Origin of the sequence: Azospirillum doebereinerae (genome assembly GCF_003989665.1) — a bacterium.
Taxonomy (GTDB): domain Bacteria; phylum Pseudomonadota; class Alphaproteobacteria; order Azospirillales; family Azospirillaceae; genus Azospirillum; species Azospirillum doebereinerae.
On sequence record NZ_RZIJ01000016.1, the window covers coordinates 145,698 to 167,187 of the forward strand.

The window sequence follows — 21,490 nt, forward strand, 5'->3', positions numbered from 1 at the left end:
GCGAACAAGCGTGTCAAACGACAAAAATGATGGATTTTGATGGAAGGCGACATGGCAGGCGAAATCGATCAGCAAACCCAAGGCGTTGAGCGGGGGCTGCCGCGGATTGTGGACATCGCCCGGCTGTCGGGGGTCTCGACGGCCACGGTGGACCGGGTGCTGAACAACCGGCCGGGCGTGCGCGCCGCCACCGTCCAGCGCGTGCTGAAGGCCGCCACCGAACTGGATTACCGGCCGGAGGCCGACCTCCACGCCGCCCTGGCGCCCAAGCCGATGCGACTGACCTTCCTGCTGCCGGGGGGAGACAACCGCTTCCTGAACCGGCTGGGCGAAATGATCCGCGCCTCCGACGCCCGGCTGGCGCCGCTGGGGGTCAAGGCGCAGGTCGAGTTCATCAAGAGCTTCAACCCTGAACTGCTGGCGCGCAGCCTGTCGCAGCAGGGCCGCAAGGCCGACGGGATCGCCTTCATGGCGCTGGAGCATCCGGCGGTGCGCGAGGCGGTGGACGCGCTGGCCGAGCGCAACGTGCCGACGGTGACGCTGATCTCCGACATCCTGAACTGCCGGCGCGCCGGCTATGTCGGGCTGGACAACCGGGCGGCGGGGCGGACGGCGGGCTACCTGATCGCGCGCTTCCTCGGCCAAGGAACGGGGCGGGGGCCGGCGAAGGTGGCGATGGTCGCCGGGAGCCTGAGCTACCGCGCCCATGAGGACCGCGAGATGGGCTTCTTGCACCATCTGAACGAGAACGCCCCGGCCGTCGAGGTGGTGGGGCTGCGCGAGGGCCACGACGACGACGGCAAGACCTACCGGCAGACCCGCATGCTGCTGGGCCTGCACCCCGATCTGGCGGCGGTCTACAACATCGGCGGCGGGGCGGAAGGCGTCGCCCGCGCCCTGAAGGAGACGCGGCGCGAGCGCGAGATCGTCTTCGTCGGCCACGGCCTGACGCCGGAAACCCGTGCCCTGCTGATCGACGGCACGCTGGACGCCGTCATCACCCAGGACCCGCGCCACACGCTGACCGCCTGCGTGTCGGTCTTCGCCAACCTGCGCGCCGGCCGGCCGCCGATGCAGGGCGTCGAATCGCCACGCAGCGAGGTGATCTTCCGCGAGAACCTGCCGCCGGGCGTGCTGCCCGACGCCTGAGAGAGACGAGGCGGCAGCGTCGAACAACGCGCGCCGGGCCGCGCGCGCCGGGACGTGAGCCCTGAACGCCAGCGTTGCCATCCCCGTGAGTGATTACGAACGGGGCGCCGATGCCTGCCATGTCTGCCGCCGCCGCTATTTCCAGCTCTGGTAATCCGCCGCAACGCATCCGTATGGGGCGCGGTCCTGACCGAACTTCTTCTTGAGCTGCTCGCATCCCCATTGGTTCAAAGGCGCCGGCATGAGGTTGTTGATGTCCATTCCGGGCGATTGGAACTGCGAGGGGGAACTGGTCACGTACCAAAGCCAGAAGCCCAGCACGCCCACGACGATCAGGAGGAGCATGCCGAAGAACACCTGAAGCCGCTTCCACGCCGATACCGTCTTCCGTGGTTCGTCGATCAGCGCCGGGGCGCTCCGACCATCCTCACGCTGATGAGCGAACGGAGCGAGGGCGGCCGCTCGTTCATCGTCGGTGAGGTCGACGCGCCGCAACCGATCGTCCAGGAGCACGGGCAAAGCCGTGTCCCCATGCCTCACGGCCAGCCCCACCGCCTTGCCGTTGGCTTCACCGATGACGAGAGGCTCCTCTCCGCTTCTCATGCGCGTGTAAGCCGAGCGGCCCGTCTTGTCGTCGGCGATCTTGTCGTTGTAGGTGATGGACAGGATGTTGCGCTTACGGTCGAACGCCGTGATCTCGACCGGGACCGCTGTCAGCGGGGCCGGCTGCCCCAGTTGCCCTTTGACGCGCCAGATCCGGAAGCCCAGGAAGATCATCGCCAAGCTCATGCCGCCCAGCAGCGCGACGAACACCGTCAGCGTGATGATCCGGTTCCAGAGTTTGTCCAGGGCCAGGGTCATCGTCGCCAGTTCCGGGTGATCGGCCGAAATCACCAGCCCGGTTTCATAATCCCCGACATGGAAGTCGACGAACATCACCTCGACGTCGGTGCTGTAGTTCCGCCCATTGTAACTGTAGACGAGCCGCGCCTCGCAGTCGGTGAAGAGGGCCTTGCGCGTTTTGCACCGCCCGTTCCGCACATCCCCCTCCTCAAGCACCAAGGGGTTTTGGCTGATCTGGAAATCGCGGACGACGCCGGGACCTTCCCAGACGAGCATGAAGATGGCCAACGCCAGGATGATGGGCGTCGACCAGAAGTAAGCGCGCGGCGTGGAGATCGCATCTCGCGTTAGCGATAAAGGGCGATTGGGAAGGGTAATTGCAGACAATCGAGTAACGCCTTTCGAATCGAGGGCGAGAATTAGCCTGTGAAAGCCAAGCCGTTCTTGCCACGTTTCTCGGCTTCTTTTGGCAGCGCCCTATTTAAAACCCATGCCCGAACGCTGTTGGATGTCGGTAGTTCCGGTGAGGGACTGGCCAGCGGCGATCAGTGCCTATTGAGAGGGATGCGCCATCCTGCCAGTTACCTCGATCGGACCAATGATGGAGGCGCCCAGGACGGGGATGAGAGACAGCGGCTCCTCCGAAGCCGGTGCGGCAGAAAGCCCTCTCCAGATCAGGTGCCTTGCCCCAATCTCCCTCACTGTCGCACGATGATGTCCGAGGCGCCTGTCACCTCTTGGGCGGTGGGCCAGCTGCCGCCTCTTGACGCAGACGATGACCGGCACCGACCACTTTGGCGATCCGGAAGAGCGCTCCCAGCCGAACCGCCCCAGCCAAAGGAAACCGCAATGAACAGGAACTGGCACGAAGCCCACCCCATGCCCCCGAAGGCGACCCGCCAGCAGCGGGTCGAATGGCATCTGGAGCATGTCCAGGCCTGCGGGTGCCGCCCACCTCCGGCCTCGCTGATCGCCGAGATCCGGGACTTGGAAAAGCAGCGCCTGCTGCCGGCCGAAGAAGGCGCCGCCTGACAACTGGACGGCGCCTACCGGATCATGGCTGGTGCGGCAACGTTACGTAATGGCGGACACGAAGTTGGTGGGCCGATTTGCGGCATCGGTTCCGAAGCCGCTCCAATCGACAGCCATGTCGACCAGCTGACCGGAGGCGAGGTCGTAACGCAGGAATTGCTGCCCGGCCGCCGTGGTCGCGGAGAAGTACAGGGCGGTGTCGGTGCTCATCAGGTTCGTCGGGTTGCTCGATGCGCTGCCCGGCATCAGATCGGCAACCAGCGTCGGGGTGGCACCGGGATGATCGGTGTCCAGACGGTACAACTCCCGCCCGTTCTCCGGCGTGCTGGCGGTGAAGAACAGGTCGCCACCGGCCTCCGTCAGATTCTGCGGCGCGCTGTCATTCGTTATAGTTTCCGTGTAATAGCCCCTGGGTTGGGAGGATTGCATGCCGTACCAAGGCCGTTCCTGCTGGCTCCATCCCTCGTAAAGATCATCCACCAGGTTGGCTCCGCCCAATGAATTGCCGGCGGCGACCTGGAGCAGCTCCCTGCCAGCCCATTGGGTTGCCGCCGAGAAATACACGCCGCCGTTCGCTTCGGTGAAGGATGCAGGACTGCTCCTGTTGGCGGCGGTCGCCAAGCTCGAGTAGTACTGCGCTTGGAACGTTCCCGGAAACAGATCGGTTCTGACGGGCTCGGCCCCTGGCGTGCCGAGGTCGAGACGGCACAGTTCGAACTCGAACCCCATCTCTGTCACGGGACCGGCGGAGAAGAAGAGAGTGTTGTCGCTGACGAGGAAGGAACTCTCGCTCCAATAGCCGTTCATCGGGGGCAGGTAGTAGCCCTGGCTCGCCCCCCAAGCGCTGACGTCGGCGACCAAGGCGGGAGCGGTCTCCGGCTGGGTGGGATCGTAGCTGTACAGCCGCGATCCATCGAAGCTGTACAGCTTGCCGTCCGAGGAGACGGACAAGCGCCCCGGCATGGCCAGCGCGCGTCCCGTGTCGGAGGGGTTGTCCAGGTCGAAGGCACGGATCGTCTGATTGGACGTCGTGGCGAACAGCGTGCTGCCCATCACCGTCATCTGCCCGAAGCCGCCGCTGCCCGCCTGGGCGTTAAGCACCGACATGGCCTCCGGCTTGCCCCCCGGCTGGTCCAGCGAGACACGATAGATGGCGCCGCCCGCCGTGAAATAGGCGTTGGCGTCATCGCGCTGCCGGTTGACCGTCAGCGCCACCGATTCGGTGCTCGACAGGCCGCCCGCATCGGTCACCTGGAACGTGAAGCGGTCCGCGCCGAAGTAATCCTTGCCCGGCGTGTAGGTGAAGCTGCCGTCCCGGTTGATCGTCACCGCGCCGTGCTGCGGGGCGCCGCCCTCCACAAGGCTGTAGCTCAGCCCATTGCTTCCGGATTCCGGATCGGTGGCCGACAACTGGCCCGACAGGCTGCGATCCTCGTCCGTGGTCAGGGCCTGCCCGTGGGCGACCGGAGGCTGGTTGGTCGACCCGGCCAACTGGAAATTGGCGGCGGTCAGCGACGCCTTGGAAACGCCCATCAGGCGCACCCCGGTGTTGCTGCTGAGGTTCAGCACCGTGCCGCCGCTGTCCTCGGTCGCCGAGGCGAGCAGCGCGGCGGCGCTGGTCAGTCCCCAGCTCCGCAGGTCGAGAACGTCACCCCCGCTTCCCGCCTGGAAATCGCCGATGGCGTCCCAGCCGTCGCCGGCGTTGATGACGAAGCGGTCGGACCCGGCACCGCCCTCCATATAGTCGTTGCCGGCCCCGCCGACGATCGTGTCGTTGCCAGCTGTCCCGTACAGCTCGTCGCGCGCGGCGGTACCGGTCAGCGCCTGCCCCGGCGTGTTGCCGCCCGCCGCGTCATCGTTGACGATCAGCCCGTTGGCGCTGCCGACGGCGATGGTCCAGCCGGTGCTAGGTGCGGACAGGGTGACGGTGAAGCCCTCGTCCGTCTCGACGCCCGTGTCGGCGCGCACCGGAACGGCAATGGTCGCCGTGCTCTGTCCGGCCGCGAAGGTCACCACCCCCGAGGGCAGCGCGTCGCCGACGAAATCGGCCGCCCCGGCGGCCGACGCGCCGGCCCCCGCCGTGGACCAGTTCACCGACGCGGCGGCCGAAACGTCGCCGCTGCGCGTCACCGTGAACAAGAAATTGGTCGTCCCGCCGCCGCTGCCTTCCGCCACGCTGACCGTCGCCGGACCGAGGCTCAGCGTGCCGCCAGGCGGGGGCGTGTCCGGGTTTTCGCCGGGCATGCCGCTACCCGCCGCCAAGGTGACGTTGTCGGCGGTCAGCGCCGACCGCGCGACGCCGGCCAGACGGACGCTGGCGGTCGGGCTGAAGGTCAGGATGGTGTCGTTGCCGTCGCTGGTCGCCAAGGCCAGCAGCGTGCCGAAGTCGGTGATGCCCGTCCAGGCTGTCAGGTCGAGCACGTCGCCACCGGCCCCGGCCTGGAAGTCGCCGATGTAGTCCCAGCCGTCGCCCGGCAGCAGCACGAAGGTGTCCCGCCCGGCGCCGCCCTCCAGATAATCGTTGCCCCCGCCGCCGGTGATGGTGTCATTCCCATCGCCGCCGAAGATCTGGTCGCGCGCGTTGTTGCCGGTCAACCGGTCGTTGCCGGCGCCTCCGCCGATCGTGTTCTCCTCCGCTCCACCAGTCAGCGTATCGGCCCCGACACCACCCCAGAGAATTGCCATTCCTTTGGCTCCATCAGCAGTATGTTTTTGACCAATGGTTGCAAGTCTCCTTTCGATGCCCGGTTTTCACAACGCCGCGACTGGCTATCGGCCATTTTGGTTAAAATGCTTCTTTTGAATTTCGGCGCTCTCGGGAACAATTCTGCCTCGGCGGGAAGGATGTTTCCGATGGGCTCGAGGCGGCGCCGGTTGTTGAACCCGTCGACCCATTCCAGGGTGGCGAACTCGACGGCCTCCAGGGTGCGCCACGGCCTGCGGCGCCGGATCCCCTCGGTCTCGTTGAGGCCATTGATGGTCTCGGCCAAGGCGTTGTTGCTGCGCTGCCCCTTCGGGTTCATGGGAATCGCCGACGCTGCCGACGGAGGGCTCGACACCGGCGTCGGTCAGACACTCGGTGTACCGAATGGCAACGGATCGCGACCCGCGCTCGCTATGGTGAATGAGGCCGCTGCCCTTGGGCTGGCCGGCGATCGTGGAGCGCCTGCCCCAGGGCATCCAGGACGAAGCCGGCGTGCTCCGCCTGGGCGAAAGACGCCGATGTTTTGCGCAGGATCTCGTTCGCCTGGCGCAGTTCGCGGTTCTTCCGCTCCAGCGCCTTGCTCCGGCTCCCGCTCCCGCTCGTCCGTTGTTGCAGCGGAGCGCTTTCCTTGGTCACGCGCGGCCTGCCGGAGCCAGCCCCGCAGCGTCTCCGCCATTGCAACCGATCTTCGCCACCGCCACGATCGAGCCGATCGCCGCCCACGGCGAAGCGTGCTCGAACACCATCCGAACCGCTCGCTCGCGCATTTCAGGGCCGTAGTTGCGTGATGCCGCTTTCATCAGGATGACCCCATCCTTTCAAGAAACGGGGCATCCGACAAACCCGGGACGGTTCACAGCGCGTCCTTCTCGGCATCACTCAGGCGGTGGCGCGGCGGGGTCTCCATCCCGACGTTGCATCATATCCAGCCTGAGGGCGCAGCCTTTTTCGCCAGCCCCATGAGCAATTGCCAGATGGTTGCCTTGTTAAGCAATTGTCCACTTCCTTCAGGCACAAATAGTAAACCATGACCATCTGCCATGACATCGATCCAGCTCATTCGTTGAGCACTGCTGATGAACCCATCGCTGACGAGCCAGCTCGGCTTGCGGCGCTGCATCGTTCCGGCATTCTCGACACGTCGTCCGACCCGGCTTTCGAGAATATCGTGTCCTGGGCTTGCGATCATTTTCGTGTACCGATTGCGCTGGTCTCCCTGCTGGACGCGGATCGGCAGTGGTTCAAGGCAAAACGGGGGCTGGACATCCACCAGACCCCGCGCGATGTGGCTTTCTGCCATTTCACCATTCAGCAAAGCCTTCCCTTGGTGGTGGAAGATGCCTTGTTTGATACCCGGTTCGAGAAGAACCCGCTGGTCCTCGGTTCTCCCTTCATCCGTTTTTACGCGGGTGCCCCCATCATCAACCGTGACCGCCTCGCACTTGGATCGGTTTGCTTGATCGATATGGTTCCACGACCATTCAGCATGGTGGATCGCATGGTCCTGGCTCAGCTGACCCTTTCCGCTCTGACCGCTATCGAAACCCGGTAGCTACAGCTTTCCTCGGTTTTGAGGCAGGAGTGAAGGCGTTGTCGCGAACTGGGGCGGCCAAGGCCGCCCCAGTTTTGCATGAATGGAAAGCCTTCTGGGCAACGGCGGCAGCATTGACCTTACGCGGCGGCGCGGTTCACCTTGGACTCGGCGAGCGCGGTCAGCTTAAGGTCGGTCGCCTTCTCCTCGTCGAGATTTTTTTGAAGTACGGCCGCGCAATCGTTCCGTCCCAGTTGCTTGGCCCAGGCGACCAGGGAGCCATAGCGGGTAATCTCGTAATGCTCCACGGCCTGGGCCGCCGCGATCAGAGCTGCGTCGAGTACCTGCTTGTCCGCGACCTCGCCGGCAACCTCGTCGGCCTCCTTCAAGATGCCGTCGATGGCTGGGCAGGTGACGGCTTCGGGTGAGACACCATGCATCGAGAATACCTGCTTCAGCCGCTCGATCTGCCCCTCGGTTTCGCGCAGGTGCGTTTCGAATCCCTGTTTCAATCCCGGATCGGTTGCCTTCTCGATCATCTTGGGCAGCCCCTTGAGGATTCGGTTCTCGGCGTAATAGATGTCCTTCAGTTGGTGAACGAAAAGGTCGTTCATCGTTTGGATGTCCTTGGTGAAAAGACCCATGGCGAGGTCCTCCGTGAATTCGGTTGAGTTCGGCGACGGCGTCGCGGCGGATGCTCGTTCAATAAGAGGCCTCTCCCGTAGTTCCCGCGACGGAAGGAGGTTGATCGGATGGCATAGGCTGCGGCAGAGCCGGTTGAACATTCAGGGCTTGCGGGGGCGGTCGCCAGCCCACGCGTTTCGGGGTATCGCCACGCAGTCATGAAGCGCGGTCATGGCCGCATGCCGATTGTGCCGTCTACTCGGCGAGGCTGAAATGGCTTATCTCCCGCCCCTCCCGGCGGGTTGAGCGAACTGGGGACCGATCCCGCCACCCGACACCGGCGGCGACGCGGGCGGAACCTTGGCCTCGCTCGACCATTTCCTCTCACACTCTGCCTCCGCCAGGCGGAGTGCCAGGCTAAGCCGTGTCATGCGGCAGGAGACTCCCCCCATGGTCTGCATCGGTATCGGTATCGTCATCGTTTCCTTCTACGCGCTTCTGCTGGTGGGAAGCGGATACGGCTTCGGGATCCCGTTCCGCTACGAAACAAGACAGAGCGCGGTGCCGGAGCGTCGTCCGTCCGGAGAGGAGCGCATGGGATGACCCATCCAACCCGCCGCGCCGGGGATGGGCAGGGCGCGGTGCATTCATGAAATGCCGATATAGCCTCATGCCGATCATGCCGTCTAATCGGCCGGCTCCCCGTGGCCTATCTCCTGCTCACCGCAACGGTTGGGCGCCCACGCAAGGTGGGTTGGAGGAAGAACCATGCAGACGCGTGTCCTTGGGAAAAGCGGCCTGGAGGTTTCGGCCATCGGCTTGGGCTGCATGGGCCTGAATTTCGGCTACGCCAGTTCGGTGAGCAAGGAGGACGGCATCGCGCTGATCCGGCAGGCGGTGGAGCGTGGCGTCACCTTCTTCGACACGGCCGAGGTCTATGGCCCCTTCACCAACGAGGAGATGGTCGGCGCGGCGCTGAAGCCGGTGCGCGACCACGTGGTGATCGCCACCAAGTTCGGCTTCGCCATCGATCCCGAGACGAAGGCGCAGAGCGGCATGGACAGCCGGCCGGAAAACATCCGCAAGGTGGCGGAGGCCTCGCTGAAGCGGCTGGGCGTCGAGGTTATCGACCTCTTCTACCAGCATCGCGTCGATCCCAACGTACCGATCGAGGACGTGGCCGGCGCGGTCAAGGACCTGATCCGGGAGGGCAAGGTCAAGCATTTCGGCCTGTCGGAGCCCGGCGCCCAGACCGTCCGCCGCGCGCACGCGGTGCAGCCGGTCACCGCCTTGCAGAACGAGTATTCGCTATGGACGCGCGGCCCCGAGACCAACGGCATCCTTGAGGCGTGCGAGGAACTGGGGATCGGGCTGGTCGCCTACAGCCCGCTCGGCAAGGGTTTCCTGACCGGGGCGATGACCAAGGACACCAAGCTCGGCGAGGGCGATTTCCGCAGGATCCTGCCGCGCTTCACGCCCGAGGCGATGGAGAGGAACCAAGCGCTGGTCGATCTTCTGACCCGCATCGCGACCGAAAAGAACGCCACCCCCGCCCAGGTCGCGCTCGCCTGGCTGCTGGCGCAGAAGCCGTGGATCGTGCCGATCCCTGGCACCACCAAGCTGCACCGGCTGGAGGAGAACCTCGCGGCGGCGCAGGTCGCGCTGACCGCCGACGATCTTGCCGGGATCCAGAGCGCGGCGGCCGCAATTCCGGTCGAGGGACAGCGCTATCCCGAACGACTGATGGCCACCATCGGCCTCTGACGCCGCCGTTTCCGGCAGCACCGCCTTCGGTATCGGCGTTGAGCCCGAGCCCGCGCTTCATCCCGCGCGGGCTCCGTCCTTTCCGGAAGGAAGCCATCAACGTCTCCTCGGTCGGTCAGCCGGACCAGGTCGCTGTGAACGGGATCCTGGTTCGCCCGACCTCGCAGGAGCTGTGACGGTCATGGGCAACGAGAGCGCCGGCCGAGGTTCCGAGCGGACTCCGGCGGCTTATCCGGATCGGCACAGAGAGCGAGCCGCGACGACCGCATGAATTCAGTCGCTTTGTTGAGAGCGAATCGCAAGGAGTCTGTTCCAGCGAATGCCAAAACCTTGTGTAACGTTTGGAGCATCCTCCTGTTTCATGTCCTGAATTAATAGGCTCTATCGCCAACGGGCCCCTAATCATGGCAACGCGCCGGCCCATGTCTGGAGAACGCGCCGGCCTGACGGCTCCTTTCCCCTCTTACCGGGGCAGGTGCGCTCCAGGGCGTACGGCATCGGCCCGGCCATTGTCTTTGCGGAAGAAGGAGGGATGCACGCGATGCAGAATCCCGGCGACCTCGAACTGACCCGGCGAGGGGTGTTGATGGGCAGCGCCGCTGCGGTGGCGTTGACGACGGGCCCTTTCACGGAACCCGCCCATGCGGCGGCGAAGCGGCAGGAGCCGATCCTGTCGACGGTGTCGTTTACGGTGAACGGCAAACCGCGCCGCCTCGAACTTGACACCCGGACCACCCTGCTCGACGCGCTGCGCGACCATCTGCACGTCACCGGTCCCAAGAAGGGCTGCGACCATGGGCAATGCGGCGCCTGCACGGTTCTGGTGGCCGGCCGGCGGATCAACGCCTGCCTGACGCTGGCGGTGATGCACGAGGGCGACAGCGTCACCACCATCGAGGGGCTGGGGCTGCCGGACGGCCTGCATCCGATGCAGGCCGCCTTCGTGAAGCACGACGGCTACCAGTGCGGCTACTGCACGCCCGGACAGATCTGCTCCGCCGTGGCGGTGCTCGACGAGATCAAGGCCGGCATCCCGAGCCACGCGAGCACCGACCTGACCACGCCGCCGCAGGCGACGGCCGCCGAACTGCGCGAACGCATGAGCGGCAACATCTGCCGTTGCGGCGCCTATTCCAACATCGTCGACGCGATCACCGAGGTCGCCGGGAGGCAAGCATGAGGCCCTTCACCTACGAGCGCGCCCGCTCGCCGGCCGAAGCCGCCGCCGCCGCCGCGCGCAGCCAGGGCGCCAAGTTCATCGCGGGCGGCACCAACCTGCTGGATCTGATGAAGCTGGAGATCGAGGCGCCGCCCCACCTGATCGACGTGAACGGCCTCGCGCTCGACACCATCGAGGCGACGCCGGACGGCGGCCTGCGCATCGGCGCGCTGGTGCGCAACACCGATCTGGCGGCCGACGGGCGGGTGCGGCGCGATTACGGGCTGCTGTCCCGCGCCCTGCTCGCGGGGGCCTCGGGCCAGCTGCGCAACAAGGCCACGACGGCTGGCAACCTGCTCCAGCGCACCCGCTGCCCCTATTTCTACGACACCGCCCAGCCCTGCAACAAGCGTCAGCCCGGCAGCGGCTGCGGCGCCATCGGCGGCTTCAGCCGCCAGCACGCGGTGGTGGGGGGAAGCGAGGCGTGCATCGCGACCCACCCGAGCGACATGGCCGTGGCGATGCGCGCGCTCGACGCCACGGTGGAGACGGTGAAGCCGGACGGTGCCACGCGGAGCATCCCGATCGCCGACTTCCACCGCCTGCCCGGCGACACGCCGCACATCGAAACGGCGCTTGCCCCCGGTGAGCTGATCGTCGCCGTCACGCTGCCCAAGCCGGTCGGCGGCGTCCAACTGTACCGCAAGGTGCGCGACCGCGCCTCCTACGCCTTCGCGCTCGTCTCGGTCGGCGCGATCGTGCAGCCTGACGGCAGCGGGCGGGTGGCGCTGGGCGGCGTGGCGCACAAGCCGTGGCGGATCGAGGCCGCCGAGGCCGAGATGCCGCGCGGCGCCAAGGCGGTCGCCGCGCAACTGCTCGCCGGCGCCAACCCGACGCCGGCGAACGCCTTCAAGCTCCCGCTGGTCGAGCGCACGCTCGGCGCGGTGCTGGCCGAAGCGAAAGGCTGAGACATGAAATTCGACACCCCCGCAACGACCAACCCGATCGACCGGCTCAAGGTGGTCGGGCGCCCGACCAGCCGGATCGACGGACCGCTCAAGACGACCGGAACCGCTCCCTACGCCTATGAGCGGCACGACGTGGTGGCGAACCAAGCCTATGGTTATGCGGTCGGCTCGACCATCGCCAAGGGCCGGATCGCATCCATGGACGTCAAGGCGGCCGAGGCCGCACCGGGCGTGCTCGCCGTCGTGACGGCCGGGAACGCCGGACCGCTCGCCAAGGCCGACCGCAACATCGCCACGCTGCTGGGCGGCCCGCAGATCGAGCACTACCATCAGGCCATCGCGCTGGTGGTCGCCGAGAGCTTCGAGCAGGCGCGCGCCGCGGCGGCGCTGATCCGCGTCGATTACACCCGCGCCGACGGCGCCTTCGACCTGGAGCGCGCCAGGGAGGGCGTGACGGGTCCTTCGAAGGACGATCCGGATTCCACCCTGGGCGATTTCGCCGGAGCCTTCGCCGCCGCGCCGATTCAGCTCGACGCGACCTACCGCACGCCCGACCAGTCCCACGCAATGATGGAGCCGCACGCCACCATCGCCGCGTGGCGCGGGGACCAGCTCACGGTCTGGACCTCCAACCAGATGATCGACTGGGCGACGACCGATCTGGCGAAGACGCTGGGCATCCCGAAGGAAAAGGTGCACGTCGTCTCCCCCTTCGTCGGCGGCGGCTTCGGCGGCAAGCTGTTCCTGCGGGCCGACACGCTGCTGGCCGCGCTGGGCGCGCGGGCGACCGGACGACCGGTCAAGGTGGCCCTGCCCCGCCCCTTGATAATGAACAACACCACGCACCGTCCCGCGACGATCCAGCGCATCCGCATCGGCGCCACCCCGGACGGCCGCATCACCGCCATCGGCCACGAAAGCTGGTCCGGCAACCTGCCGGACGGCAAGCCCGAGAACGCGGTGGACCAGACGCGTCTGCTCTACGCCGCTCCCAATCGCCTGACGGGGACGCGGCTGGCGGTGCTCGACCTGCCCGAGGGCAACGCGATGCGCGCGCCGGGCGAGGCGCCGGGCCTGATGGCGCTGGAGATCGCCATGGACGAGATGGCGGAAAAGCTCGGCCTCGATCCGGTGGAGTTCCGCATCCGCAACGACACCCAGGTCGATCCCGAAAAGCCCGACCGCCCCTTCTCGCAGCGGCAACTGGTCGAATGCCTGCGCCTGGGCGCCGAGCGGTTCGGCTGGAGCCGGCGCAGCGCGCAGCCCGCCCGGAACCGGGACGGGCGTTGGCTGGTCGGCACGGGCGTCGCCGCGGCCTTCCGCAACAATTTGCTGACGCCGTCGGCGGCGCGGGTGCGGCTCGACAAGCACGGGATGGTGGCGGTCGAGACCGACATGACCGACATCGGCACCGGAAGCTACACGATCCTCGCCCAGACGGCGGCCGAAATGATGGGCGTGGGGCTGGACAAGGTCGTGGTGCGCCTGGGCGATTCGAAATTCCCGGTGTCGGCCGGCTCCGGCGGGCAATGGGGCGCCAACAACTCCACAGCCGGCGTCTACGCCGCCTGCGTCAAGCTGCGGGAGGCGGTGGCGCAGAAGCTCGGCTTCAACTCCGCCGACGCGGTGTTTTCGGACGGTGTGGTCCGGTCCGGCAACCGCAGCGCACCGCTTGCCCAGGCGGCGGGCGATCCGGGCCTCGCCGCCGAGGACGCCATCGAATACGGCGACCTCGGCAAGCGCTACCAGCAATCCACCTTCGGCGCGCATTTCGTCGAGGTCGGCGTCGACGCCGCGACGGCGGAAATCCGCGTGCGGCGCATGCTGGCGGTGTGCGCCGCCGGCCGCATCCTCAACCCCCTGTCGGCGCGCAGCCAAGTGATCGGCGCGATGACCATGGGGGTCGGGGCGGCGCTGATGGAGGAGCTGGCGGTCGACACGCGCGCCGGCTTCTTCGTCAACCACGACCTTGCCGGCTATGAGGTGCCGGTCCACGCCGACATCCCGCACCAGGAGGTGATCTTCCTCGACGAGACCGACCCGATCTCCTCGCCGATGAAGGCCAAGGGCGTCGGGGAGCTCGGCCTTTGTGGAGTGGGAGCCGCCATCGCCAACGCGATCCACAACGCCACCGGTGCGCGCGTGCGCGATTACCCGATCACGCTCGACAAACTGCTGGACCGGATGCCGGAGGTGGGGTGAACCGTCGAAGACGGCGCGGTTCACCTGGCACCGGCCTGCCAGCCGTCCTCAAGGCGACGGTGCCGGCCGGGGGCTGCTCCGCCAAGGGAGGCCCGCGGTCAACGCCCCTTATTGCGTGGCCGGCTCTCCGAACGGGTACAGCTTCAGAGATGTGTTTGAGTAGGGTGGCCGTGGGCTGGTCGGCGGATTCGTCGGGATGTCGCCGCAGACCGTGCGGCAGGACTATGGCCACCACGCCCCCGACTTCGTGGACGAAAAGGCAACTTTTTGGCGCGAGAGAGAGGGGGCGGGGCTCTTGGCAGGGATTATCCGGTCCTCTGTTGCCGGATGAATGCCAAACCGTCGCGCAGGAGTTCATTCCCGGGCGCTCGGCATCGGTGTCCTTCAGCGCGCTGAAAGGACAAATGCTGGAGGCTTTTTCATATTCCGCTCTGCAACACCAGCCGGCCCCTTTCGGTCCTGCCTCCGTCATCGAGGTGATCGATCACCCAGGCCTGCTGAAAGTTGCTGAGCGCATGGTGGAATTGGCGGAATATTCCGGTTTTGGTGGCATCGATGCCATCCTGCCCGAGGATGGCAGCGAACCGGTCTTTCTGGAATTCAATGCCCGCCCCACCCAGACGACCCATCTGGGCAAAGTGGTCGGTGCCGACCTCTGCCAAGCATTGGTCTGCGCTCTCAGCAGCCAGCCTTATGAAGACCGTCGCGACAGGCGGGAGCAGATGCGGATTGCCCTGTTCCCGAATGAATTGATCCGCGATCATAAGAGCCGCTATCTGATCCAGGCTCACCATGATGTGCCGTGGAATGAGCGCCGGGTCGCCGATGCGATCATAAGCAGCACGCCGGAGCTTCATCTCGCTTGATGCCCCGCGCCTTTTCACTTCCGATCCTCATCCCTTGCGCTGTCACCGGCCCCCTGTCGGCGACCATCCCATGCGCCCTTTCGCGCAGGCTGGTTCTGGGACCTCCGCCGCCAAGCGCTTCATGATGACGTGGGCACCGGCCGTCCAGAACGGAACCGATCCGCAGAACGGAAGGAGGGTTGCCAAAACCATCCGCGGGCCTTTTCATGGCCGGGCACCGCAACGAGGGAGACCGTCACCGGCATGGACAGCGTCGCCACCCCCAACTCCACCGTCTCCGCCCTCGACGCGGTCGCCGGACGGCGCAGCGTCCGCGCCTTCACCGGCACCCCCGTTCCCCGCGCGACGGTGGAGCGCATCCTCGACCTCGCCGCCCGCGCGCCGAGCGGCTCCAACATCCAGCCCTGGAAGGTCCACGCCGCCGCCGGTTCGGTGCGCGACGCGCTGACGGCGGAGCTTCGCGCCGCCCACGAGGCCGGTGCGCCGGAGGAGCCGGAATACGACTACTACCCCGGCACTTGGCGGGAGCCCTACCTCGCCCGCCGCCGGAAAATCGGCTGGGATCTGTACGGCGCGCTCGGCATCGCCAAGGGCGACCGCGAGCGCATGGCCCGCCAGCACGGTCGCAACTACGACCTGTTCGGCGCGCCGGTCGGGCTGTTCTTCACGCTGGACCGCGACCTGACCGAGGGCAGCTGGCTCGACCTCGGCATGTTCATGCAGAACGTGATGATCGTGGCGCGCGGCTTCGGGCTGGAGACCTGCCCGCAGGCGGCCTTCTGCTACCGCCACGCCATCGTGCGGCGGCATCTCGGCATTCCCGACACCGAGATCCTGGCGAGCGGGATGGCGCTGGGCCACGCCGACTGGTCGGCCCCGGAGAACCGCTTCGCGACGGAGCGCGAAGCGGCGGCTGGCTTCGCGCGGTTTTCAGGGTTCTGAAAAAGGGCGCTTCCTACACATCCGCCAGGGCGGGCACCGGCTGGGGCAGGCGTCCTTCCAGCAGGTCGCGGTCACTCGTCAGGGCGGCGGCCATGAAGCTGAGGAAGGCGCGCACCCGTCCCATCATGCGCAGGTCGCCATGGGTCAGCAGCCACAGCCGAACGCCCGAATCCGGCACCGGGGGGCCGACGCGCCGCAGCTCCGGCATGCGGTCGGCGAGCGCGCAGGGCAGCAGGCCGTAACCCAGCCCGGCCCTCACCGATTCGACCAGGACCGCCACCGAGTTCACCCGTTGGACGATCCGCTCCGCCGGGACCTCCGCCCTCAGCCAGCGCACCATCGCGGTGTGGTCGAAACTTTCGTCCAGCCCGACCCAGCAGGCTTCGGCCGGCGGCGCGGCGCCATGGCGCGCCACCATCCCGACCTCGCCATAGGGGGCGAAGGCGAGGCCGGACAGGGAGCGCCCGACCAGATTCTCCGGCAGCTGGGCCGCCAGCCGGATGGCGACGTCGGCCTCGCGCCGGGTCAGGCTGAGGTTGGCTTCCGCAACGGTCATGTCGACCCGGATGCCGGGGTGCAGGGCGCGGAAGGCCGCCAGATGGCGGGGCAGGATGTGCATCGCCAGGATGTCCACCGTGGTGATGCGCAGTGTGCCTTCCAACTGCGCGTCGCGCCCCGACAGCCGCCGGCTGGCCGCCGCCAGCGTGTCCTCCACGCTGAGCGCGGTGCGGTGCATGTCCTCGCCCGCCGCCGTCAGGACGTAGCCGCGCGGCAGCTTGTCGAACAGCTGCACCCCCATCGCCGCCTCCAGCCCGGTCAGCCGACGCAGCACGGTCGAATGGTTGACCCCCAGCACGCGGGCCGCCGCCGACAGCGACCCCTCCCGCGCCACCGCCAGAAAATAGCGGACGTCGTCCCAATCCGTCTGTGCGTTCATGCAGATACCATATGCGAAGAATGCGAATTCCCGCTCATTTACGCACACGGTAGCTTGGCCGGGAAGGGACGGCGCACGGCGCAACGCCCCACTACCACGAAAGATATTGCCAAACCGCCATGACCGATCTGCTGAACGACCCCTTCGTCCAATCCAGCCTTCTGCCGCTGATCCTCGGCGCGGTCGCGGTGGGCGTCTTGCGGCTGGTCGGCGGCGCCCGGACCGGGCGGCTGCTGGCGCCGGCCGGAATCGCGCTGGCCTTCCTCGGCCTGTTCATCCTGGTCGTCGGCCTTCCGGCCTTTCCACCGCCGTCGAGCATGGGCAAGCTGTTCTGGTCCGCCGCCGGCGGTCTGGTGCTGGGGCTTGCCGCCGACGCGCTGGGCTTGAAGGGCCGGCCGGTTTCGGTGGCGGTGGCTGTGTGGCTGGTCCTGGCGCTGGGCTGGATCGCCGGACCAGCGCTCGATTCGCTGGCCGCCGCCGTTCCGCTGCTGGTCCTGCTGGCGGTCGGCGCCTGGGTTGCCTTCGGCGGATCCGCACCGGACGGCCATTCCCCTGGCTCCTCCAGCGCCGCCGCCCCGGCGGCCGTGCTGCTGGCGCTGGCGCTGGCGGTCGGCGTCACCGCGCTGATCGGGTCCTCGGCCTCGCTGGCCCAACTCGGGCTGGCGCTGACGGCGGCGACCGGCGGGTTTTTGTTGTGGAACTGGCCGACCGAGCGCCATGTCTGGGGCGCCTCGGGCCGGGTCGCGCTCGGCCTGCCGCTGCTGCTCGCCGCCATCCTTGCGCTCTACACCCAGGTGCAGGCCGCCACGCTGCTGCTCGCCTTGCCGGCTCTGGCGGCGGAACCGCTGCGCCGCCGCCTGCCCATCCCCGACACCGGCTTCGGCCCGGCGCTGGGCACCGTCGCGGTGACCGTGCTGGCCGTGCTGCCCGCCCTGGTCGCCATCGCCGCCGCTTGGGCACTGAGCGGGGGCGAGGCTTCTCCTTACTAAGACCAAAATCCTGCCGGGTTCGGGCCTTCCAGCTCCGACCGCCCGGTTTCCGCTCCCCCATCCGCCAATCCATCGTCAATGTCAGGAACATCCGTGATGAAGAAGCTTCTCTCCGCCGCCGTCCTCGCCGCCACGCTGGTCGGCGCCCCGGCCTTCGCCGCCCCGGTCGCCTACAAGGTCGATCCCTCGCATCTCAGCGTCGGGTTCATCGTCAACCACCTGGGCTTCGCCAACCTGATCGGCCGTTTCAACACCGCCGCCGGCGAACTCAGCTTCGACAAGGACGCGGTCGAGAAGAGCACCCTGTCGGTCACCATCGACACCACCAGCGTGGACACCAACCACGCCAAGCGTGACGAGCATCTGCGCTCGCCGGACTTCTTCAACGCGAAGGAGTTCCCGAAGATGACCTTCAAGAGCACGAAGATCGAGAAGACCGGCGCCAACACCGGCACCCTGCACGGCGACCTCACCCTGCTGGGCGTGACCAAGCCGATCACGCTGGCCGTCACCTTCAACAAGGACGGCGTCAGCGCCGCCTCCAAGCTGGAGACCGCCGGCTTCTCCGCGCGCGGCACCATCAAGCGCAGCGATTTCGGCATGAAGTACGGCGTTCCCAACATCAGCGACGACATCCAGCTGCTGATCGAAGCCGAAGCGGTCAAGTCCTGATCCGCCGGCGCCGTTCGCGGGCTTAAAACACGGGGCGCGGCGGAACCCTCCGCCGCGCCCCTTCTTTTTCGATGTGCAGGAAACAGCGGGAGGACGGTCATGCCCCAACTGGTGAACGGCGTATGGGTCAAGGGCGACATCGCCGCCAGCGAGATCAGGAACGGCGCCTTCCACCGTGAACCGACGCGTTTCCGCGGCTGGATCACGCCGAACGGCGAGGCGGATCCGCAGGGCGAACCCGCCCGCCCGGCGGAGGCCGGACGCTACCACCTCTACGTCTCCTACCTGTGCCCCTGGGCGTCGCGCGCATTGATCTTCCGGACTCTGAAAGGCCTGGAAGGCGTTGTCGGCCTGTCGGTGGCCGGGCCGATCCTGGGCGAGGACGGTTGGGTCTACCCCTCCGACGAGGACGCAGGCCCAGTCCTGCCCCGCTTCCGCCACCACCATGAACTCTACACCGCGAGCGACCCCGCCTACACCGGCAAGGTTTCGGTTCCCGTGCTGTGGGACCGTCGCGAGGGACGGATCGTCAACAACGAATCCGCCGACATCATCCGCATCCTGAACAGCGCCTTCGATGGCCTGACCGGGAACCGGCTGGACCTGTACCCCGCGTTCTTGCGCGCCGACATCGACCGCTGGAACGGCCTGATCTACGAGACCGTCAACAACGGCGTCTACCGCTGCGGCTTCGCCAAGAGCCAGGAAAGCTACGACGCGGCGTTCGACGCGCTGTTCGGGACGCTCGACCGGCTGGAGGCGCATTTGTCGTCCAGCCGCTATCTGGCCGGGGAGTGGCTGACCGAGGCCGACTGGCGCCTGTTCGTGACGCTGGTGCGTTTCGACCCGGCCTATCACGGCGCCTTCAAGTGCAACCTGCGGCGCATCGCCGATTACCCGAACCTGTCCAACTATCTGCGCGAGCTGTACCAGTGGCCCGGCATAGCCGCCACGGTGAGCGTCGAGGCCATCAAGGCCGGTTACTACACCAATCCGGCGATCAACCCGACGCTGATCGTGCCGAAGGGACCGGCCCTGGATCTGGACGCCTCCCACGACCGAGACCGTCTGCGCGGCCAAGGCATCCCGACGCGGGGATGAGCGGCGTTTGGCCGTCCTTGTCACTGTCCGCGTCCCCGTGAAGCGAACCTGCGACGCGGCATCCGTAAATCTGAGAACGGCTGTTGCGTTGGAGGTTCGCTTGGGCTATGTTGCGCCTCCGCAAGCGACGGACCCGTAGCTCAGCTGGATAGAGCGCTGCCCTCCGAAGGCAGAGGCCGATGGTTCGAATCCATTCGGGTCCGCCAATTCCTCGCTTGCATATCAAAGATTTACCAGTTTCGTTGCCGAGGATGAGTGGCCGCTCATCCCCGTCTTCATCCCCCGTTTCCCTGCCGCGACGTTGCCGCCTTGGTCATCAATTCGGCGGCATGGTGATCATAGACCTGCTGCATGGTCTGCGGCGGAATCCCGACGCATCCGCCGACCTGCCACATGTCCAACCCGTCGCGCAGCAACCACGTCGCGCAAGTGTGGCACAGGGTGTGCGAGTGTATACCGGAGAGACCGGCCGCGACCGCCGCCGACTTGAACGACGCCTTCAGAGCGGTGATCGACTTCCGGGAAACCCAGCGCGGTTCAACCATTCCAAGGAAAATCAGGGTGTGGGGACCCAGGTGGCGCGATCCCCAATCCACTCTGTCCAGAAATTTTCTGTCTCTGATGAGTTTGATTGTGGCCCTCTCCCAGGCTGCCTCAGTATACTTTTCCCCATGACACCGTCGTGCATCAAAGGCACTGGCCAAGGGTGGAGAACAAACATGGCCGCATTCAACGAGGCGTTTTATCTGGCGATGTACCCGGACGTGGCTGCGGCTGTCCGATCCGGCCAGTACCTCAGCGGCTTCGCCCATTACCGGGCTGCCGGTGCGGCGGAAGGCCGCTGGGGCAGCGATACCCTCAGCTACAACGAAGTGAGCTATCTGGCCGCCAACCCGGACGTTGCGGCAGCGGTGCGCACCGGGCTCTACGCGATCGGCTATGACCACTACATCGCCTACGGTCAGGCCGAGGGCCGACTCGCGTCACCCTATGGCAGTTTCGACGCGAACTATTACAAGGCCGAGAACCCGGACGTGGCCGCGACCACGACCACACCAGCCGGGCTCGCGCAGCATTACCTGAACTTCGGGAACCTCGAACACCGCTCGCCTTCGGCTTCCGCGTTCAGCGAGAGCGGCTATCTCGCCAAGAACCCTGACGTGGCTGCCGCCTTCTTTGCCGGCACGCTGCCGTCCGTTCAAACGCATTACAACACTTGGGGCCGGGCGGAAGGGCGCAAAGCCAGCGGTGACGCCTTCGATGAACTCGGGTATCTCCAGCGCAACCCCGACGTGGCGCAAGCGGTGGCCGCCGGGCAGATCAGTTCCGGCGAGGAGCACTTCGCGCTGTCGGGCATGGCGGAGGGGCGGGTGGCAACCTACATCGGGCGCACCATCAACGGAGGGGCGTCGTTCAGCTTTGCGCTTTACGGCGCGGCCGGAAATGACACGCTGCTCGGCGGCGGCGGCAACGACACTCTGTGGGGCGGGAGCGGCAACGACACGTTGGCCGGCGGTGAAGGGATTGATTATATCGGCGGCGGCGCCGGCAACGACCTGATCAACGGCAATTCCGGCGATGACGTCATCAAGGGTGGGGCCGGTGCGGATTGGCTGGTGGGCGCCCTGGGGGCAGACACCTTCGTTTACTCAGCGACCGATGAGCTCGGCGACAGCATTTCCGATTTCCAAAGTGGCCTCGATAAGATCGATCTTACAGGGATATTCAGTGCGTATGATGTGGTTCTGCAAGACGGCACGTCACTGACCGGCGTCCCCGCTCCAACAAATGGCAAACCTTCCCACGGCCCTTTCCTCAGAATGACCGTCAATTACAGTGTCGTCAATGGAATGGACCGAGCTGAATTGGTGTTTACTTCCATATCTGCCACGCCATCTTCTCCGATCGGTACTATCACACTGGATCGCGTCACTTCGCTCCAGGCATCCGACTTCATCTACCGTTGACCACCATTGACGCATCCTAAGCCCGCGCCATCCGGCCGCG

At 66.6% G+C, this 21,490-nt stretch carries 20 protein-coding genes, 1 tRNA gene and 1 pseudogene; 15 read left to right on the top strand and 7 right to left on the bottom strand.

All coding sequences use genetic code 11. The features are described 5' to 3' along the window. Positions 1-51 precede the first annotated feature (51 nt). A complete protein-coding gene (locus EJ913_RS19540; RefSeq protein WP_127000937.1) occupies positions 52-1,149 on the top strand; it encodes a LacI family DNA-binding transcriptional regulator in 1,098 nt (365 codons plus the stop codon). Between the two features lie 135 nt (positions 1,150-1,284). On the opposite strand, the gene EJ913_RS19545 is transcribed toward EJ913_RS19540, so the two are convergent. Beyond that, positions 1,285-2,379: a hypothetical protein gene (locus tag EJ913_RS19545; RefSeq protein WP_127000939.1), complete on the bottom strand. Its 1,095-nt coding sequence runs from the start codon at positions 2,377-2,379 to the stop codon at positions 1,285-1,287. Positions 2,380-2,841: 462 nt separating this feature from the next. Between EJ913_RS19545 and EJ913_RS19550 the strand changes: the two genes are divergently transcribed. Continuing rightward, positions 2,842-3,024, top strand: coding sequence for a hypothetical protein (locus EJ913_RS19550; RefSeq protein ID WP_127000941.1), 183 nt, complete (start codon positions 2,842-2,844; stop codon positions 3,022-3,024). Between the two features lie 42 nt (positions 3,025-3,066). Here the strand turns inward: EJ913_RS19550 and EJ913_RS19555 are convergent, their stop codons facing one another. From EJ913_RS19555 to EJ913_RS33275, 3 genes and pseudogenes are all read right to left on the bottom strand, one after another. Continuing rightward, on the bottom strand, positions 3,067-5,709 hold the full coding sequence (locus EJ913_RS19555; RefSeq protein WP_127000943.1) for an Ig-like domain-containing protein: 2,643 nt from the start codon (positions 5,707-5,709) through the stop codon (positions 3,067-3,069). Further along, positions 5,670-6,214 (bottom strand): annotated as a pseudogene (locus EJ913_RS33270) (hypothetical protein); the annotation flags it as partial. The pseudogene EJ913_RS33270 and the gene EJ913_RS19555, both read right to left, overlap by 40 nt. 146 nt (positions 6,215-6,360) lie before the next feature. Then, a complete protein-coding gene (locus tag EJ913_RS33275) occupies positions 6,361-6,528 on the bottom strand; it encodes a hypothetical protein (RefSeq protein ID WP_425321120.1) in 168 nt (55 codons plus the stop codon). Positions 6,529-6,755: 227 nt separating this feature from the next. Between EJ913_RS33275 and EJ913_RS19565 the strand changes: the two genes are divergently transcribed. Continuing rightward, on the top strand, positions 6,756-7,280 hold the full coding sequence (locus EJ913_RS19565) for a GAF domain-containing protein (protein ID WP_127000945.1): 525 nt from the start codon (positions 6,756-6,758) through the stop codon (positions 7,278-7,280). A gap of 119 nt (positions 7,281-7,399) precedes the next feature. Here EJ913_RS19565 and EJ913_RS19570 read toward each other — a convergent pair whose 3' ends face one another. Further along, entirely contained in the window at positions 7,400-7,903 is a 504-nt protein-coding gene (locus EJ913_RS19570) for a YciE/YciF ferroxidase family protein (RefSeq protein WP_127000947.1), read from the bottom strand. Between the two features lie 430 nt (positions 7,904-8,333). Between EJ913_RS19570 and EJ913_RS31735 the strand changes: the two genes are divergently transcribed. The 7 genes from EJ913_RS31735 to EJ913_RS19600 all read left to right on the top strand — a co-directional run bounded on the left by EJ913_RS31735 (position 8,334) and on the right by EJ913_RS19600 (position 15,784). Beyond that, the gene (locus EJ913_RS31735) at positions 8,334-8,486 is read left to right on the top strand and encodes a hypothetical protein (RefSeq protein WP_185909852.1); all 153 of its coding nucleotides are present in this window, start codon (positions 8,334-8,336) and stop codon (positions 8,484-8,486) included. 165 nt (positions 8,487-8,651) lie between these two features. Continuing rightward, the gene (locus EJ913_RS19575; protein ID WP_127000949.1) at positions 8,652-9,647 is read left to right on the top strand and encodes an aldo/keto reductase; all 996 of its coding nucleotides are present in this window, start codon (positions 8,652-8,654) and stop codon (positions 9,645-9,647) included. 541 nt (positions 9,648-10,188) lie between these two features. Further along, on the top strand, positions 10,189-10,827 hold the full coding sequence (gene paoA / locus EJ913_RS19580) for an aldehyde dehydrogenase iron-sulfur subunit PaoA (RefSeq protein ID WP_127000951.1): 639 nt from the start codon (positions 10,189-10,191) through the stop codon (positions 10,825-10,827). After that, complete coding sequence (locus tag EJ913_RS19585; protein WP_127000953.1) at positions 10,824-11,774, top strand: FAD binding domain-containing protein; 951 nt, start codon at positions 10,824-10,826, stop codon at positions 11,772-11,774. The genes paoA and EJ913_RS19585 overlap by 4 nt, the downstream gene beginning before the upstream one ends. A gap of 3 nt (positions 11,775-11,777) precedes the next feature. Then, the gene (gene paoC / locus EJ913_RS19590) at positions 11,778-13,976 is read left to right on the top strand and encodes an aldehyde oxidoreductase molybdenum-binding subunit PaoC (protein ID WP_127000955.1); all 2,199 of its coding nucleotides are present in this window, start codon (positions 11,778-11,780) and stop codon (positions 13,974-13,976) included. A gap of 320 nt (positions 13,977-14,296) precedes the next feature. Beyond that, a complete protein-coding gene (locus EJ913_RS19595; RefSeq protein ID WP_185909853.1) occupies positions 14,297-14,842 on the top strand; it encodes an ATP-grasp domain-containing protein in 546 nt (181 codons plus the stop codon). A gap of 243 nt (positions 14,843-15,085) precedes the next feature. Next, on the top strand, positions 15,086-15,784 hold the full coding sequence (locus EJ913_RS19600) for a nitroreductase (protein WP_127000959.1): 699 nt from the start codon (positions 15,086-15,088) through the stop codon (positions 15,782-15,784). A 13-nt stretch (positions 15,785-15,797) separates the two neighbouring features. On the opposite strand, the gene EJ913_RS19605 is transcribed toward EJ913_RS19600, so the two are convergent. Beyond that, entirely contained in the window at positions 15,798-16,721 is a 924-nt protein-coding gene (locus EJ913_RS19605) for a LysR family transcriptional regulator (RefSeq protein ID WP_127000961.1), read from the bottom strand. 119 nt (positions 16,722-16,840) lie between these two features. Here EJ913_RS19605 and EJ913_RS19610 point away from each other — a divergent pair, with 119 nt between their 5' ends. From EJ913_RS19610 to EJ913_RS19625, 4 genes are all read left to right on the top strand, one after another. After that, positions 16,841-17,710, top strand: coding sequence for a hypothetical protein (locus EJ913_RS19610; RefSeq protein WP_127000963.1), 870 nt, complete (start codon positions 16,841-16,843; stop codon positions 17,708-17,710). 96 nt (positions 17,711-17,806) lie between these two features. Then, positions 17,807-18,382 carry a YceI family protein gene (locus EJ913_RS19615; RefSeq protein ID WP_127000965.1) on the top strand — a complete coding sequence of 192 codons (576 nt, stop codon included), beginning with the start codon at positions 17,807-17,809 and terminating at the stop codon, positions 18,380-18,382. 99 nt (positions 18,383-18,481) lie between these two features. Next, the gene (locus EJ913_RS19620; protein ID WP_127000967.1) at positions 18,482-19,483 is read left to right on the top strand and encodes a glutathione S-transferase family protein; all 1,002 of its coding nucleotides are present in this window, start codon (positions 18,482-18,484) and stop codon (positions 19,481-19,483) included. A gap of 129 nt (positions 19,484-19,612) precedes the next feature. Beyond that, a tRNA-Arg gene (locus EJ913_RS19625) sits at positions 19,613-19,689 on the top strand. A 69-nt stretch (positions 19,690-19,758) separates the two neighbouring features. Here EJ913_RS19625 and EJ913_RS33070 read toward each other — a convergent pair. Beyond that, entirely contained in the window at positions 19,759-20,295 is a 537-nt protein-coding gene (locus EJ913_RS33070) for a tyrosine-type recombinase/integrase (RefSeq protein ID WP_127000969.1), read from the bottom strand. Here EJ913_RS33070 and EJ913_RS19635 point away from each other — a divergent pair. Beyond that, positions 20,203-21,450 carry a calcium-binding protein gene (locus EJ913_RS19635; RefSeq protein WP_185909855.1) on the top strand — a complete coding sequence of 416 codons (1,248 nt, stop codon included), beginning with the start codon at positions 20,203-20,205 and terminating at the stop codon, positions 21,448-21,450. The genes EJ913_RS33070 and EJ913_RS19635 overlap by 93 nt on opposite strands. The last annotated feature ends 40 nt before the right edge of the window (positions 21,451-21,490 follow it).